This is a genomic window from Comamonas sp. 7D-2 (assembly GCF_022749555.1).
Taxonomy (GTDB): domain Bacteria; phylum Pseudomonadota; class Gammaproteobacteria; order Burkholderiales; family Burkholderiaceae_C; genus Comamonas; species Comamonas thiooxydans.
In genome coordinates, this window is record NZ_CP094238.1 from 884,731 (window position 1) to 898,282 (window position 13,552).

Here is a 13,552-nt window from a genome sequence, read left to right on the forward strand (position 1 = left end):
AACAAAATCCGGCAAGTCCGTTCAGGCCTCTGTTTGTTCCGATAATGGGGAACGTTTTAACTTTCGACCCCTAGGCTGCTGCACGGGGCGCGCTCTTGGCCGGAGACATCGAGCAAGAGCCGCCTCGCGGCGAAGATGTCGTCCCCCTCAGGGGGAAGCCGCGCAGCGGCTCAGGGGGAGGCTTTTCTCAGGAACATACAGAAATGTCCGTGAATCTTTCCGCTCCCATCGCCGCTGATCTGCTGGCGATCAATGGCGTTCGCATTGGTGTTACCGAAGCCGGCGTGCGCAAGGCCAATCGCAAGGACCTGACGGTGTTCCTGCTCGACGAAGGCGCCTCGGTGGCCGGCGTGTTCACCCAGAACCGTTTCTGCGCCGCTCCCGTGCAGATCTGCCGCGAGCATCTGGCGGCCGGCACCGGCATCCGCGCCATGGTCATCAACACCGGCAATGCCAATGCCGGCACCGGCGCCGCTGGTCTGGCCAATGCCCGCGCCACCTGCGCGGCTCTGGCCAAGGAGCTGGACCTGGGCGCGGGCCAGATCCTGCCTTTCTCCACCGGCGTGATCATGGAAGAGCTGCCCGTTGACCGCATCGTGGCGGGCATGCCCAAGGCCATTGCTGCCGCCAAGGCTGATAACTGGGCCACGGCTGCCGAAGGCATCATGACCACCGACACCTTGCCCAAGGCCTTCAGCCGCAGCGTCAGCATTGGCGGCAAGACGGTTTCCATCACCGGCATCAGCAAGGGCGCGGGCATGATCCGCCCCAATATGGCGACCATGCTGGGCTTTCTGGCTACCGATGCGGCGATCGCGCCCGAGCTGCTGCAGCCCCTGGTCAAGGAACTGGCCGATGGCTCCTTCAACCGCGTGACCATTGATGGCGACACTTCCACCAATGACTCGTTCGTGCTGATCGCCACCCACAAGGCTGGCAACGCCCAGATCAAGGAGCTCTCCAGCACCGAAGGCGAGCAGCTCAAGGCAGCATTGCTGGAAGTGGCGCAAAAACTCGCGCAGGCCATTGTTCGCGATGGCGAGGGTGCCACCAAGTTCATCAGCGTCAAAGTCGAGGGTGGCAAGAATGAGGAGGAGTGCCGCCTGGTCGCTTACTCCATTGCCCACTCTCCCCTGGTCAAGACGGCCTTTTTTGCTTCTGACCCCAACCTGGGCCGCATCCTGGCCGCTGTAGGCTATGCCGGCATTGCCGATCTGGATCAGACCAAAATCGATCTGTACCTGGACGATGTGCATGTGGTGGTCGATGGCGGTCGCAATCCTTCCTACAAGGAAGAAGACGGTCAGCGCGTGATGAAGCAGCAGGAGATCCTGGTGCGCGTGCTGCTGGGTCGTGGCGATGCCGCGCAGACGGTGTGGACCTGCGATCTGAGTCACGAATATGTGACGATCAATGCGGATTACCGGTCGTAAATGATCACCCCCTGAGGCGCGTTGCCTAGGCGGTTCCGCCTGGGCAACGCGCCTTCCCCCTCTCTCGATGCGTTGCATCGGGAGGGGGACGATACCTTCGCTGCGAGGCGGCTCTTGCTCGGTATCTCTGGCTTGGGCCGCGCCAGCCTCATGCCTCGCGGGTGACTGCGTGTGCTTCAATTTCAGGAGCTTCTTGCGCTTGTCTATATTGAGCTTTGATTGCTTTTTATTCTGAAATCAAGATTAAGCAAGCGCAAGAAGCTATAAAAACATGGAGATCTGGTCGTGCAAGATGTGATGAACCCTTTGGAGCGCTTGGTCGAGCGGGCCGAGCAATTGATGCAGCGCATCGAGTCCGTGCTGCCCCAGCCCCTGCAGGCGCCCGCCGACTGGAATGCGGCGATTGCCTGGCGCTACCGCAAGCGCGCGAACGGCTGCGGCGTGCTGGAGCCGGTGCGCCATGTGGGCGCCATGCAGTTGTCCGATCTGCAGAACATCGATGTGCAAAAGGAAAAGATTGCGCGCAATACCGAGCAGTTCGTCAGCGGTCGCACGGCGAACAACGTGTTGCTGACGGGGGCGCGCGGCACGGGCAAGTCCTCGCTGATCCGCGCCTGTCTGCACAGCTTTGCGCCCCAGGGCCTGCGTCTGATCGAGGTGGACAAGGCCGATCTGACCGATCTGCCCGACATCGTCGACGTGGTCGCCGGCCGCAGCGAGAAGTTCATCATCTATTGCGACGATCTGAGCTTTGAAGAGGGCGAGCCAGGCTACAAGGCCATGAAGTCCATGCTGGATGGCTCGGTTTCCGCGGCCACGCCGAATGTGCTGGTTTATGCCACCAGCAATCGCCGCCATCTGCTGCCCGAGTACATGACGGACAACCTGGCACAGCAAAAAAGCGAGAACGGCGAGATCCATCCCGGCGAGGTGGTGGAGGAGAAAATATCGCTGTCCGAGCGCTTCGGCCTCTGGGTGAGCTTCTACCCCTTCAGCCAGGACGAGTATTTGCGCGTGGTAGCGCAGTGGCTGTCTGCGCTGGGCATGGACCAGGCCACCATCGAGGCGGCCAGGCCCGAAGCCCTGGTCTGGGCGCTGGAGCGCGGCTCGCGCAGCGGCCGTGTGGCCCACCAGTTCGCGCGCGATTACGCGGGCCGCAACGAGCGCCCTGTGACGGTCAAGAAGCGCATTGAAGATGTGGACGGTCTGGCTGAAGAAGCAGACCTGGAATGAAGAAAGAGTGTTGTGGAAGTGACTGCTGAAACACAGGCGCAGCGCAAGCACACGGAAGTGGCCGTGGGCGTGCTGTTGCGCGAATCCGATGGGGCGCTGCTGATTTCAAGCCGCCCTGCAGGCAAGCCGTATGCAGGCTACTGGGAGTTTCCTGGCGGCAAGCTGGAGGCAGGCGAGAGCGTGGAGCAGGCTTTGCGCCGCGAGCTGATCGAAGAGCTGGGCGTGACCATTGGCCAGGCCCATGCCTGGAAGGTGACCGAGCATGACTACCCGCATGCGCTGGTGCGTCTGCATTGGTGCAAGGTGACGGAATGGACGGGCGAGTTCGAGATGCGCGAGGGCCAGCAAATGGCCTGGCAGCAGTTGCCGCTCGATGTGCACCCCGTCCTGCCCGGTGCCTATCCCGTGCTGCAATGGCTGAGCGAGGAGCGCGGCCTGGTCTTTGATCAAAGCCATTACGAGGCGCAGCAGCCTCTGGTCTGAAGCGGTATGCTCTGAAATAAAGAGCGCCTTGCTCTGGTTGAATCTCGATTTTCTTGGTCAATCAAGCTGAAATCAAGACATTCCATGCGCAAGGCGCTCTTGTTTTTTGCTGCCTTGCTTAGTTTTCCGTGCGTGGATCACCAAACGGCGCATCTTCGGGAGGTGTCTGAGCCGGGACGCGGAACTCTTCATTGCCCCAGGCGCCCAGGTCGATATTGCGGCAACGCTCGCTGCAGAAGGGGCGGAATTTGTTGCTGGGCAAAAAAACGCTGGGGCCGCCGCAGGTCGGGCATTTCACCATGGTGGGGGATTGCTTGTCAGTGCTCATGGCGTAGATGTATCACAGCTGGAAAACACGGGTGGCCGACCCTGAAAGCCATTGAGCCGCAATGTGCGGCTCAATCGGGACGAGAAGACTGCCGGGGACTTATGCGCAGAGCGTGAGCTCGAAAGTGGCGTCGTCATTGCTGGGCTGGGGCTTGCTGCCATGGGCCAGCTTGAGCAGGCGCACCGACACCAGCAGGCGGTTGCCGCTGATTTCCGGCACCAGATTCAGATGCGGCTCTATGCGCAGGCGCAGCAGCTGGAAGCTGCGGCCGGCCGGCATGGCCTGCTGGAACACGCCTTGCTCGGCCACCACACGCTGGGGAATGCCGGTTTCGCGCAGCAGCTGCAGGATCAGCTCAAGCGCCTGACCCAGCGGGGTCAGCTCGCCGGCCCAGTCTTCGAGGTCGCGCTGGCGGTAGCGCGGATCGAGATTCTGCCAGGCGTGATAGGCCGGCAGGTCAAAGCTGCAGGTGCCGCCGGGTATGCCCACACGGCTGCGTATGGACATCAGCCATTCGTTTTCGGTCAGCGCCTGGCCGGTCTTGCCGGTCTGTGCATTGATGGTGGCAAAGCAGCTCTCCACCTGGCGCGCCACCTGGTGCAGCAGGTGCTGGGAAATATCGGGGTTGTCGCGCAACACGTCCAGCAGGTGCTTCTGGCGCTCCAGGTCCTTGATGACGTCGGCCCGCAGATCGCTGCGCGAGGCCACGTCCATGATCTCGAAGATGGTGATCAGGGCGAAATGATGATCGACCGAATGCGCGCGGGTCAGCAGCTCGCGCAGACGGCGATACAACTGCTCAAGACGCAGATAAGTTCTCAGACGCTCGTTAAAAGGATATTCGTACAGGATCACGTTTGCTGGGCTCCTCGGGGTGCACAGGAATCAGCGGTCAACGTGCACATGCGGCGATCACACGCACAGGCCAAGCCATGGTCTGCATCATAGCCCGAACCATGCAGCGATTTGATCGGTATATGCGTGGAGAGTTTCGATTGTGACCCCGTCATCGTTATAGATGACCCAGTCGGCCGTGGCCAGGCGCTGGGCACGCGTGGCCTGGGCGTCGATGATGGCCTGCACGGCCTCGCGTGTGAGAGCGCTGCGCGCCATGACGCGCTCTGTCTGCGTGCTTTCGCGGCAGTCCACGACCAGCACGCCATCCAGGCGTGTTCGCCAGTGGCCGGACTCGACCAGCAGCGGAATGTCGTGCACGATGAGTTTGCTGCCCGCAGCCACGGCTGCTTCATGCTGCTGCCGGGTCTGCTCGGCGATCAGGGGGTGGAGAATGGCTTCCAGGCGCTGGCGCGCGGACGGATCGGCGAAGACCAGCTCGCGCATGCGGGCGCGGTTGAGGGCGCCCTGTGCGTCGATCAGATCGGCACCAAAAGCCTGAGCGATGAGGGGCAGGGCCATGCCGCCGCTTGCCGTCAGGCTGCGCGAGATATGGTCGGCATCGATCAGCGTTGCGCCGCATGCCTGCAGCCTGGCAGCAACCGTGCTTTTGCCGCTGCCGATGCCGCCCGTCAGCCCCAGTCTGAATGGTGAGCGCTCAGGTGCGACTTTCATGGCTTACAGGCCTGCAAAGCTGAGCACCGCCTGCGGGCCCCAGATCAGGCTGACGAAACCGCCGCCGGCAAGAAAAGGGCCGAAGGGCACATAGCCGCCTTCTCGCAGCTTGCTGTTGATCTTGAGTGCAATGCCGATGACGGCGCCCACGACCGATGCCATGAGAATGATGGGTACCAGTGCCTGCCAGCCAAACCAGGCACCGAGTGCGGCAAACAGCTTGAAGTCGCCGTAGCCCATGCCTTCCTTGCCCGTTGCCAGCTTGAAGGCCCAGAAGATCAGCCATAGCGACATATAGCCTGCGACGGCGCCCCACAGCGATTGTTGCAGAGGCACGCTGGTCCACTGCAGTGCGGAGGCGATCAGGCCGGCCCAGAGCAGGGGCAGAGTGATGGAGTCCGGCAGGAATGTGGTGTCCCAGTCTATCAGTGCAAGCGCCAGCAGCGCCGCGCTGAAGCCGCACCAGGCAAAGCCGGTGGCGGTCAGGCCGTCGCGGCCCAGGCAGAAGGCAAACAGCGCGGCGCAGACCAACTCAACCAGAGGGTAGCGCAGGCTGATGGGCTTTTTGCACTCGGCGCAGCGTCCGCGCAGAAACAGGTAGCTCAGCACGGGAATGTTCTCGTACCAGGCGACCTGATGGCCGCAATGCGGGCAGCGCGAACGAGGCTGGCTCAGCGTGATGGCAGGCTTGGCCGGCGGCAGCTCGATTCTGGCGCCCTTGTCCTTTTGTTCCTCGGCCCATTGCGCACCTTCGGCATGCCATTCCTGCTCCATCATCAGAGGCAGGCGGTGGATCACCACATTCAGAAAGCTGCCGATCAGCAAGCCCAGCACGCCGCCGACAGCGGCATTCAACACCAGTTCGGAAATCATCAGACCACTTGACCCAGCTTGAAGATAGGCAGATACATGGACACCACGATGCCGCCGATCAAGGTGCCCAGGAAGACGATGATGATGGGCTCCATCAGGCTGGAGAGGCCCGCCACCATTTCGTCGACTTCGCTTTCATAGAAATCGGCTGCCTTGCCCAGCATATGGTCGATGGCGCCCGATTCCTCGCCGATGGCACACATCTGCAGCACCATGGAAGGGAAGATATTGGCATTGGCCATGGCAACCGTGAGGCTGGTGCCCGTGGAGACTTCCGACTGAATCCTGTCGGTGGCATTTCTGTAGAGGTAGTTGCCCGAGGCGCCTCCCACGGAGTCCAGCGCCTCGACCAGCGGCACGCCGGCGGCAAACATGGTGGACAGCGTACGCGTCCAGCGGGCCACGCAGGACTTCTCGATCAGCACGCCGAAGATGGGCAGCTTGAGTATGGTGCGGTCCATGAACTGCTGCACGCGCTCGTTGCGCTTCCAGGCCTGCATGAAGAAATAGATGCCGCCGCCCAGCACGCCGAAGATCAGCCACCAGTACTGAACAAAGTAATCGCTGATGCCCATCACCAGCAGCGTGGGCGCGGGCAGGTCGGCGCCAAAGGAGGTGAAGACCTCCTTGAAGGCAGGGATCACGAAGATCATGATCACGGTCACCACGACGAAGGCCACGATCATGACCGATGTGGGGTACATCAGCGCCGACTTGATCTTGGACTTGATGGCTTCCGTCTTTTCCATATAGGTGGCAAGACGGTCCAGCAACGATTCCAGAATACCTGCGGCCTCGCCGGCCTCCACCAGATTGCAGTAGAGGCTGTTGAAATAGAGCGGAAACTTGCGAAAGGCCGCACTCAGCGAGGTACCGGTTTCCACATCGGAGCGGATGTCGTTGAGCAGCTTGGTGACGTTAGGGTTGGTGTTGCCCCGACCCACAATGTCGAAAGACTGCAGCAGCGGCACGCCGGCCTTCATCATGGTGGCCAGCTGGCGAGTGAACAGCGCAATGTCCTTGGGCTTGATCTTCTTGCCGCCGCGGGTCCTGCGCTTCTTGATCTTGGACGGAGTCACGCCCTGGCGGCGCAGCATGGCCTGGATCTGGTTTTCTCCGCCGGCACGAGTTTCGCCGCGAACGATCTTGCCGTTGCGGTCCTTGCCTTCCCACTCGAAGAGAAATTCCTTGATTCCCTTGGACGCTGCGCTTGCCATGGCGTTCCCTCACTGATACTGGTTTTATTCGTTGGTGACCGCCAGCACTTCTTCGAGTGAGGTCAGACCCAGCTTGACTTTATGCAGGCCCGAGCCGCGCAGAGAGCGTACTCCCTCGGCCTTGGCCTGTGCGGCAATCTCCAGGGCGCTGCCGTCACGCAGGATGATGCGCTGAATTTCTTCGCTGATGGGCATCACCTGATAAATACCGACACGTCCCTTGTAGCCGTTGTTGCAGGCAGGGCAGCCGACAGGCTTGTAGCTGACCCAGCTGCCGTCGAGTTCGGCTTCGTCGTAGCCGGCATCGATCAGGGCGTCGTGCGGTATGTCGGCGGGTTCCTTGCACTGCGCGCACAGGCGTCGCGCCAGACGCTGGGCGGTGATCAGGATCACGCTGGAGGCAATATTGAAAGGGGCGATGCCCATATTGCGCATGCGCGTCAGCGTGGTCGGAGCGTCATTGGTGTGCAGCGTGGACAGCACCAGGTGCCCGGTCTGGGCGGCCTTGATCGAGATGTCGGCGGTTTCCAGGTCACGGATTTCACCGACCATGATGATGTCCGGGTCCTGGCGCAGAAAGGACTTGAGCGCAGCGGCAAAGGTCAGGCCGGCCTTCTCGTTCACATTCACCTGGTTGACGCCGGGCATGTTGATTTCGGAAGGGTCTTCGGCGGTGGCAATGTTCACGCCCGGCTGGTTGAGCAGGTTCAGGCAGGTGTAGAGCGACACGGTCTTGCCCGAGCCCGTGGGGCCGGTAACCAGAATCATGCCGTAGGGGCGGTTGATGGCCTTGAGCAGGCGCTCTTTTTCCTCGGGTTCGTAGCCGAGGGCATCGATGCCCATCTTGGCCGAGCTCGGGTCCAGAATACGGATCACGATCTTTTCGCCAAACAGCGTGGGCAAGGTGCTGACACGAAAGTCGATGACGCGATCAGGGCCGACCTTGAGCTTCATGCGGCCGTCTTGCGGAACGCGTTTCTCCGAGATGTCCAGGCGCGAGATCACCTTGATGCGCGAAGCCAGCTTGTCCTTGATCGCAATCGGTGGAGAGGCAATCTCGCGCAGCTCGCCGTCGATACGAAAGCGCACGCGGTAATTGTGTTCGTAGGGCTCGAAGTGCAAGTCGGACGCGCGCATATTGAAGGCGTCCAGCAGCATCTTGTGCAGAAACTTGACGACCGGCGCATCTTCGACCTCGGCGCCGACGGCATTGTCTTTTTCCTCGGGGGCATCCTCGATCTTGACGTCGTCAAAGTCAAAGTCCCCAGAACTGGAATAGGTGTCCAGAGATTCGCTGACGCTCTTGCCGGTCTGCTCGACGAGCTTTTGCAGCTTGTCGGCCTCGACAACCACCCAGTCCACCAGCAACTGAGTCGTGAATTTGATCTGTTCGGCAGCTTCCTGCTGAGTAGGGTCTGCCGTGGCGATGGTGAGCCGATTGCCGCGCTTGCTGAGTGCCAGCACGCGATAGGCGTTGCTGATTTTCGGGTCCAGCAGCTCGCGCGGAAGTTGCTGGACGTCGATGGCGTTGAGGTCCAGCAGCGGAGTGCTGAACATCATGGAAATGGTTTCGGCAATTTCCAGCGCGCTGATTTCACCAGACTGGCTGAGCTCGGTGATGAACGGGGTCTTGCCTGTGGCGGCTTTCTTGGCTGCGTTCTCGGCGGCTTGCTGCGAAACCTTTCCTGCGGAAATCAGGGCCCTGCCCAAACCTGGGATGGCAATGGGCGCAGGAGTGTTCTTTTGCAGAGTGTCGGCAGCAGCCATGTATCCAAGTCTGGGAGGGGAGTAGAGGATCTATCCTACCATTCTTGTTGTGGCAAACGGCAGGTCGCCAGGCGCGCATGCATGCGTCAATGCCGCGTCATTGAACATGGCGCAAGAAACTGCGACAAAAATGAGATTGGTCGGGGTGAGAGGATTCGAACCTCCGGCCTCTACGTCCCGAACGTAGCGCTCTACCAGGCTAAGCTACACCCCGCAGGCTTTGTTTGTCGAGCACCGTGGTGCACCTGGCGATTCAGGTGCGGCGCTCCAAAAGCTGAGAGGCCAATTGTAGCAAACTTGCGGTGTATGCATTGCTTGGCAGCGAGGCCAGTGCATCAATGGCGCGCTGGGCTTCCGCGTGCGCGGCGGCTCGGGCGACGTCAAGGGCACCGGTGCTGCGCACGATTTCCACCACGGCATCCAGTTGATCCGTAGAGCCTTGTTCGATGGCGTTGCGCACGATGGCGGCCTGCTCGGCGCTGCCGCGCTGCATGGCGGCGATCAGGGGCAGGGTGCATTTGCCTTCGCGCAGGTCATCGCCAAGGTTCTTGCCCATTTCCTGCGTGTTGCCGGTGTAGTCCAGCACATCGTCAATGATCTGGAACGCCGTTCCAAGTGCCTGGCCATAGGCGGCACAGGCCTGCTCCACTTCAGGCGTGGCACCCGCCAGCACGGCTGCCAGCTGGGCGCTGGCCTCGAAGAGCTGGGCGGTCTTGGAGCGGATGACGTGCAGATAGCCGGCTTCATTCAGCGAAGCATCATGGGTATTGATGAGCTGCTGGACTTCGCCTTCTGCGATCACGTTGGTGGCGTCGGACAGGATTTGCAGCACGCGCATGCTGCCCACTTCCACCATCATCTGGAAGGAGCGGGTGTGCAGAAAGTCTCCGACCAGAACACTGGCAGGGTTGCCAAAGGTCTCGTTGGCCGTGGCCCTGCCACGACGCAGCGTGGATTCGTCCACCACATCGTCGTGCAGCAAGGTCGCGGTGTGAATCAGCTCCACCACGGCGGCCAGAATGTATTTGTTCTTGCCCTGATGCCCCAGGGCACCGGCGATCAGCAGCAGCAGCGCCGGGCGCAGGCGCTTGCCGCCCGCTGCAATGATGTATTGGGAGATCTGTGCGATCAGGGGGACGCTGGTTGTCAGTCGCTGAGCAATGACGATATCCACTTCGCGCATGTCATCTGCGATCAAGGCAAGCGGATTGGATGTGGAAATTTCTGTAGTCAAGGTGATGAACCGCCAAGTGGACTCACGATTATAGGAAGATGCAACAGGGTTTTGCGTGGTGTCCTCAGAGCCCGTTCAAGTGAACAGAGGCTTTGCGGGCAGTCTGTGGCATTGCGGTCGCTTGCAAGGAGCAAGCCTTGCCACGCACCTGCGTGGCATCCCATTCCGCGCGGCCTCCGGAGATCCTGAATCGGTTCCTAGGGGTATGACAGCAGAAAAAATGCATGCGTGCTAGAATTGCCGGCTCCGTGGAAATCATTTCATGGAACTCTCAGACTTTAGAGGTTTTCAATGTACGCAGTCATAAAAACCGGCGGCAAGCAGTATCGCGTTGCAGCTGGCGAAAAGATCAAGGTAGAACAGATTGCTGCGGACGTAGGCCAGGAAATCGTGATCGACCAAGTTTTGGCCGTCGGCAACGGCGCTGAAATCAAGGTTGGTGCCCCCCTGGTGTCCGGTGCATCTGTAAAGGCAACTGTGGTTGCTCACGGCAAGCACGACAAGGTGCACATCTTCAAGATGCGCCGTCGTAAGCACTATCAAAAGCGCCAAGGCCATCGTCAGCAGTTCACCGAACTGCAAATCGTGGCAATCGCTGCTTAATTTTAGGAGCTAAGTCATGGCACAGAAAAAAGGCGGCGGCTCTACGCGTAACGGACGTGATTCCAAGCCAAAAATGCTGGGCGTGAAGGCCTTTGGTGGCGAGCTGGTGACAGCTGGTTCCATCATCGTGCGTCAGCGCGGCACCAAGTTCCACCCCGGTGAGAACGTTGGCGTGGGCAAGGATCACACCCTGTTTGCACTGGTTGACGGCCACGTGTCGTTCGGTGTGAAGGGCGCTCTGTCCAAGCAAACAGTCAACATCACGGCTGCATAAGTCGTCTTTGACTCAAACAAAGCCCCGACTTGTCGGGGCTTTGTTGTTTGAAAAGGCTCCAGGCAGCAGATTTCTGGCAGATGGGGCATGGTAATAGACCACTCAGGTGTGGCCCGGAGCTTCTGGTGCACACTGATTTTGTAGACTGGATGCCTCATGAAGTTCGTTGACGAAGCTTTTATCGACATTGCGGCCGGTGACGGCGGCAATGGTTGCGTGTCTTTCCGGCACGAGAAATACAAAGAATTTGGCGGCCCCGACGGTGGCGACGGCGGCCGTGGCGGTCATGTGTATGCCGTGGCCGATGTGAACCTGAACACACTGGTAGATTACCGCTATTCGCGTCGCCACGAGGCCAAGCGCGGCCAGCACGGCATGGGTTCCGACATGTTCGGCGCCGCCGGCGACGACATCACGCTGAACATGCCCGTGGGCACCATCATCAGCGATGCGGATACCGGCGAAGTGCTGTTCGAGCTGCTGGAGCCCGGCCAGGTCATCACCATCGCCAAGGGCGGTGACGGCGGTTTCGGCAATCTGCGTTTCAAGAGCGCCATCAATCGTGCGCCGCGCCAGAAGACTCCCGGCTATCCTGGCGAGCGCCGCAACCTCAAGCTGGAGCTCAAGGTGCTGGCCGATGTGGGCCTGCTGGGCATGCCCAATGCGGGCAAGTCCACCTTCATCACGGCCGTCTCCAACGCCCGTCCCAAGATCGCCGACTATCCCTTCACCACCTTGCATCCCAATCTGGGCGTGGTGCGCGTGGCCGCCGAGCAGAGCTTTGTGGTGGCCGACATCCCCGGTCTGATCGAAGGAGCTTCCGAAGGTGCGGGCCTGGGTCACCAGTTCCTGCGCCATCTGCAGCGCACGCGTCTGTTGCTGCATATCGTGGACATTGCACCGTTCGACGAGGGCGTGGACCCGGTCGAGCAGGCCAAGGCCATCGTGGCCGAGCTCAAGAAGTACGACGCCGAGCTCTACGACAAGCCGCGCTGGCTGGTGCTTAACAAGCTGGACATGGTTCCCGAGGAAGAGCGTGCTGCCAAGGTCAAGGACTTCGTCAAGCGCTTCAAGTGGAAGGGCCCGGTCTTCGAGATCTCGGCGCTGACCCGTGAAGGCTGCGAGCCGCTGATCCGCAAGATCTTCGAGCATGTGCACAACCAGCAACTCGCGGAGCAGGCACCCAAGGAGATTGATCCTCGCTTTGCGGGAGGTGAGGATTCTGGTCTGGATATGACCGATCCGCGTTTCGCCTCTTACGATCCGGAATAAGCTAGAGGGTATAACCCAGCAGCGCACTTGGTGCGCTGTTTTGCTTTGAATTTAATAGCTTGTTGCGCTTTACCCATAAGCGCCAGAGGCTTAAAACACTGTAAATTCTCATGTCTTCCAATGTGCTGCGTGATGCCCGTCGCATCGTCGTCAAAGTCGGCTCCAGCCTGGTTACGAATGAAGGTCGTGGTCTGGATGAGGCCGCCATTGAAGAGTGGAGCCGCCAGTTGGCGGCATTGGTGAATGGTGAAGACGGCGTCAAACGCGAAGTCATCATGGTCTCCAGTGGCGCCATTGCCGAAGGCATGAAGCGCCTGGGCTGGGCCACGCGTCCGACCGAGGTGCATGAGCTGCAGGCCGCAGCCGCCGTCGGCCAGATGGGCCTGGCCCAGATGTACGAGACCAAGCTGCGCGGCGAAGGCGTGCCCAGCGCCCAGGTGCTGCTGACCCATGCGGATCTGGCCGATCGCGAGCGCTATCTGAACGCCCGCACCACGCTGCTGACGCTGCTGCAACTGGGCGTGGTGCCCGTCATCAACGAGAACGACACGGTGGTGATCGACGAGATCCGTTTCGGCGACAACGACACCCTGGGCGCGCTGGTGGCCAACTTGGTCGAGGCCGATGCACTGGTCATCCTGACCGACCAGCGCGGTCTCTACAGCGCCGATCCACGCAAGAACCCCGATGCCAGGTTCATCGACGTGGCCGAAGCCGGCAACCCCGAACTTGAAGCCATGGCCGGTGGTGCGGGCCTGTCCATCGGTACGGGTGGCATGATCACCAAGATTCTGGCGGCCAAGCGTGCGGCGGGCTCCGGTGCCTCCACCGTGATCGCCTGGGGACGTGAGAAAGACGTGTTGCTGCGTCTGACGCGTGGCGAGTCCATAGGCACGCTGCTGGTTGCCAACACGCACAAGATGCAGGCGCGCAAGCAGTGGATTGCCGACCATCTGCAGCTGCGCGGTTCGGTGACCGTGGATGCGGGTGCCGTCTCCAAGCTGCGCGATGAAGGCAAGAGCCTGCTGCCCATAGGCATGATCACCGTGGAGGGCGATTTCTCGCGCGGCGAAGTGATTGCCGTGCGTGATGAGAGCGGTGTCGAGATCGCCCGTGGTCTGGCCAGCTATGCCAGCGCCGAGGCGCGGCTGCTGTGCCGCAAGAGTTCCTCGGAGATTGAATCGCTGTTGGGCTACTCGGCAGGTCCCGAAATAATGCACCGCGACAATATGGTGGTGGCAGGACACTGAGCCTCGGCTGTCAACA

General features: G+C 60.8%; 14 protein-coding genes and 1 tRNA gene. 7 read left to right on the forward strand and 8 right to left on the reverse strand.

From position 1 onward, the window contains the following. The first annotated feature begins 203 nt into the window (after positions 1–203). From argJ to MPZ60_RS03990, 3 genes are all read left to right on the forward strand, one after another. The gene (gene argJ / locus MPZ60_RS03980; protein WP_034357516.1) at positions 204–1,433 is read left to right on the forward strand and encodes a bifunctional glutamate N-acetyltransferase/amino-acid acetyltransferase ArgJ; all 1,230 of its coding nucleotides are present in this window, start codon (positions 204–206) and stop codon (positions 1,431–1,433) included. 297 nt (positions 1,434–1,730) lie between these two features. After that, positions 1,731–2,666 carry an ATP-binding protein gene (locus MPZ60_RS03985; RefSeq protein ID WP_034357518.1) on the forward strand — a complete coding sequence of 312 codons (936 nt, stop codon included), beginning with the start codon at positions 1,731–1,733 and terminating at the stop codon, positions 2,664–2,666. Positions 2,667–2,678: 12 nt separating this feature from the next. Next, on the forward strand, positions 2,679–3,149 hold the full coding sequence (locus MPZ60_RS03990; protein ID WP_003062186.1) for an NUDIX domain-containing protein: 471 nt from the start codon (positions 2,679–2,681) through the stop codon (positions 3,147–3,149). A 118-nt stretch (positions 3,150–3,267) separates the two neighbouring features. Here MPZ60_RS03990 and MPZ60_RS03995 read toward each other — a convergent pair whose 3' ends face one another. The 8 genes from MPZ60_RS03995 to MPZ60_RS04030 all read right to left on the reverse strand — a co-directional run bounded on the left by MPZ60_RS03995 (position 3,268) and on the right by MPZ60_RS04030 (position 10,086). After that, on the reverse strand, positions 3,268–3,477 hold the full coding sequence (locus tag MPZ60_RS03995) for a DNA gyrase inhibitor YacG (protein ID WP_034357520.1): 210 nt from the start codon (positions 3,475–3,477) through the stop codon (positions 3,268–3,270). 99 nt (positions 3,478–3,576) lie between these two features. Then, complete coding sequence (gene zapD, locus MPZ60_RS04000; RefSeq protein WP_034357522.1) at positions 3,577–4,332, reverse strand: cell division protein ZapD; 756 nt, start codon at positions 4,330–4,332, stop codon at positions 3,577–3,579. Between the two features lie 87 nt (positions 4,333–4,419). Continuing rightward, complete coding sequence (gene coaE / locus MPZ60_RS04005; RefSeq protein ID WP_034357524.1) at positions 4,420–5,046, reverse strand: dephospho-CoA kinase; 627 nt, start codon at positions 5,044–5,046, stop codon at positions 4,420–4,422. Between the two features lie 3 nt (positions 5,047–5,049). Next, on the reverse strand, positions 5,050–5,919 hold the full coding sequence (locus MPZ60_RS04010) for an A24 family peptidase (protein WP_034357526.1): 870 nt from the start codon (positions 5,917–5,919) through the stop codon (positions 5,050–5,052). Beyond that, positions 5,919–7,136, reverse strand: a complete 1,218-nt coding sequence (locus tag MPZ60_RS04015; RefSeq protein WP_012837103.1) for a type II secretion system F family protein — start codon at positions 7,134–7,136, stop codon at positions 5,919–5,921. Before MPZ60_RS04015 ends, MPZ60_RS04010 begins: the two co-directional genes overlap by 1 nt. Before the next feature lie 24 nt (positions 7,137–7,160). After that, positions 7,161–8,903: a type IV-A pilus assembly ATPase PilB gene (gene pilB, locus MPZ60_RS04020; RefSeq protein ID WP_003062195.1), complete on the reverse strand. Its 1,743-nt coding sequence runs from the start codon at positions 8,901–8,903 to the stop codon at positions 7,161–7,163. A 137-nt stretch (positions 8,904–9,040) separates the two neighbouring features. Further along, positions 9,041–9,117 (reverse strand) — tRNA-Pro (locus MPZ60_RS04025). A gap of 39 nt (positions 9,118–9,156) precedes the next feature. Then, positions 9,157–10,086, reverse strand: coding sequence for a polyprenyl synthetase family protein (locus MPZ60_RS04030; protein ID WP_003062198.1), 930 nt, complete (start codon positions 10,084–10,086; stop codon positions 9,157–9,159). 342 nt (positions 10,087–10,428) lie between these two features. Here MPZ60_RS04030 and rplU point away from each other — a divergent pair, with 342 nt between their 5' ends. The 4 genes from rplU (at position 10,429) to proB (ending at position 13,536) form a co-directional block, all read left to right on the forward strand. Next, positions 10,429–10,740, forward strand: a complete 312-nt coding sequence (gene rplU / locus MPZ60_RS04035) for a 50S ribosomal protein L21 (protein WP_003058536.1) — start codon at positions 10,429–10,431, stop codon at positions 10,738–10,740. Positions 10,741–10,756: 16 nt separating this feature from the next. Further along, entirely contained in the window at positions 10,757–11,014 is a 258-nt protein-coding gene (gene rpmA / locus MPZ60_RS04040; protein WP_003058534.1) for a 50S ribosomal protein L27, read from the forward strand. 156 nt (positions 11,015–11,170) lie between these two features. After that, entirely contained in the window at positions 11,171–12,286 is a 1,116-nt protein-coding gene (gene cgtA, locus MPZ60_RS04045) for an Obg family GTPase CgtA (protein WP_034357529.1), read from the forward strand. A 110-nt stretch (positions 12,287–12,396) separates the two neighbouring features. Then, positions 12,397–13,536 carry a glutamate 5-kinase gene (gene proB, locus MPZ60_RS04050; protein ID WP_034357531.1) on the forward strand — a complete coding sequence of 380 codons (1,140 nt, stop codon included), beginning with the start codon at positions 12,397–12,399 and terminating at the stop codon, positions 13,534–13,536. Positions 13,537–13,552 lie beyond the last annotated feature (16 nt).

Coding starts and splice junctions, on each gene's coding strand:
- pilB (WP_003062195.1), bottom strand. CDS start 8,903: ATGGCTGCTGCCGACACTCTGCAAAAGAACACTCCTGCGCCCATTGCC.
- MPZ60_RS03985 (WP_034357518.1), top strand. CDS start 1,731: ATGAACCCTTTGGAGCGCTTGGTCGAGCGGGCCGAGCAATTGATGCAG.
- proB (WP_034357531.1), top strand. CDS start 12,397: ATGTCTTCCAATGTGCTGCGTGATGCCCGTCGCATCGTCGTCAAAGTC.
- rpmA (WP_003058534.1), top strand. CDS start 10,757: ATGGCACAGAAAAAAGGCGGCGGCTCTACGCGTAACGGACGTGATTCC.
- argJ (WP_034357516.1), top strand. CDS start 204: ATGTCCGTGAATCTTTCCGCTCCCATCGCCGCTGATCTGCTGGCGATC.
- coaE (WP_034357524.1), bottom strand. CDS start 5,046: ATGAAAGTCGCACCTGAGCGCTCACCATTCAGACTGGGGCTGACGGGC.
- cgtA (WP_034357529.1), top strand. CDS start 11,171: ATGAAGTTCGTTGACGAAGCTTTTATCGACATTGCGGCCGGTGACGGC.
- MPZ60_RS04015 (WP_012837103.1), bottom strand. CDS start 7,136: ATGGCAAGCGCAGCGTCCAAGGGAATCAAGGAATTTCTCTTCGAGTGG.
- MPZ60_RS04010 (WP_034357526.1), bottom strand. CDS start 5,919: ATGATTTCCGAACTGGTGTTGAATGCCGCTGTCGGCGGCGTGCTGGGC.
- MPZ60_RS04030 (WP_003062198.1), bottom strand. CDS start 10,086: ATGCGCGAAGTGGATATCGTCATTGCTCAGCGACTGACAACCAGCGTC.
- MPZ60_RS03995 (WP_034357520.1), bottom strand. CDS start 3,477: ATGAGCACTGACAAGCAATCCCCCACCATGGTGAAATGCCCGACCTGC.
- rplU (WP_003058536.1), top strand. CDS start 10,429: ATGTACGCAGTCATAAAAACCGGCGGCAAGCAGTATCGCGTTGCAGCT.